Annotated in this window: 2 protein-coding genes and 1 pseudogene; all 3 read left to right on the forward strand. The window is 66.5% G+C overall.

Going from position 1 to position 1301, the window contains the following annotated elements; translation table 11 throughout:
* The coding region (locus AC3WJP_RS29040) for a GspH/FimT family pseudopilin (protein WP_493724597.1) at positions 1-312 on the forward strand (312 nt) is incomplete at its 5' end.
* 368 nt (positions 313-680) lie between these two features.
* A pseudogene (locus AC3WJP_RS29045) lies at positions 681-1043 on the forward strand (type II secretion system protein); the annotation flags it as partial.
* A 121-nt stretch (positions 1044-1164) separates the two neighbouring features.
* Positions 1165-1301 (forward strand): type II secretion system protein (locus AC3WJP_RS29050; protein WP_493724598.1); only part of this gene is annotated, 137 nt, incomplete at its 3' end.

The raw sequence follows: 1301 nt of genomic DNA on the forward strand, positions 1-1301 counted from the left end.
CGCCGGGCGATCGCTCAGGTGGTGCAGGCGCTGCGGGCGGCGCGGGTGCAGGCGATCGTCAGCGGGCAGCCGGCGCAGACGCGGTTCGATCTGGCCCAGCGGCGCTTTGCGGCGCCCGGGCAGGCGCCGCAGGCGTTGCCCAAGGACATGAACATTCAGCTGCAGACAGCGCAGGAGCTCGGCGCGGCGTTCGAGTTCTATCCGGATGGCGGGGCCAGTGGCGGGCATGTGCTGTTGAGCCAGGGCGACAAGCGTTGGCGCATCGACATCGGCTGGCTGACAGGCAGCGTGGCTGTGCGGGACGTGCCGTGACAACACTTGCCCCCTTGTGGACGAATCCACCGCCCCCCTGTGGCGAGGGGGCTTGCCCCCGAAAAATCGCAACGACGCCACAAGGTTTGAGCCTGGAAGGATTTGAGCCAGGGCGACAAGCATTGGCGCATCGACATCGGCTGGCTGACGGGCAGCGTGGCTGTGCCGTGACGATACTTGCCCCGTTATTGAGTAAGCCATCGCCCCCCTGTAGCGAGGGGGCTTGCCCCCGAAAAATCGCAACGACGCCACATGGGTTGCGCCTGGAAGAATGTTCGGGGGCAAGCCCCCTCGCTACCGCCGGTGGACGAACTGGCCCGCGAGCTGAACCTCGACCCCGCCAGGATCATCAAGCGGGTGCTCGGCGGCAGCGTGGTTTCACCCTCCTGGAAATGCTCGCCGCCTTGACGGTATTGGCCCTGTGCTGCGCCGTGCTGCTGACTGCCTTCGGGCAAAGCGCCAAGTCGTTGCAGCAGGTGCAGCGCAGCGATCGCTTGAATCTGGCTGCGCGTTCGCTGATGGATGAGTTCGGCAACGGCCCGCTGCACGTCGGCCGCAGTGAAGGCGCCTGGGAGGGCAACTTGCGCTGGCAGCTGGATGTTCGCGAGCAACCCAGCAACACCCCACAGATCGCCCTCTATCGCCTCGACCTGAACCTCGACGAAGGCCGTCGCCACGCACGCTTCAGCACCCTGCAAGCGCGCTCGGCCAGCAGCGGGGCCGAACAATGAAGCTGCGCCGCTCACTCGGGTTGCCATCAGCGCCGCGCGTCCAGCAGGGCATGCATCAGGGGCGTGCTGCGGTTTGCCCCGGCCACCTGTCATGCCGGGGCTTCAGCATCGTGGTGCAGCCATGAAGCGCCGCAGCGCAGGCTTCACCCTGCTGGAAATCCTCATCGTCATCAGCCTGCTTGGTGTCATGCTGACGCTGATCGGCGGTGCGATCGTCGGTGCCAATCGCGCCGTGGCCAAGGCCGATCGCTACAGCAC

The sequence above is a fragment of the Pseudomonas sp. GW821-FHT01A09 genome (genome assembly GCF_058986725.1).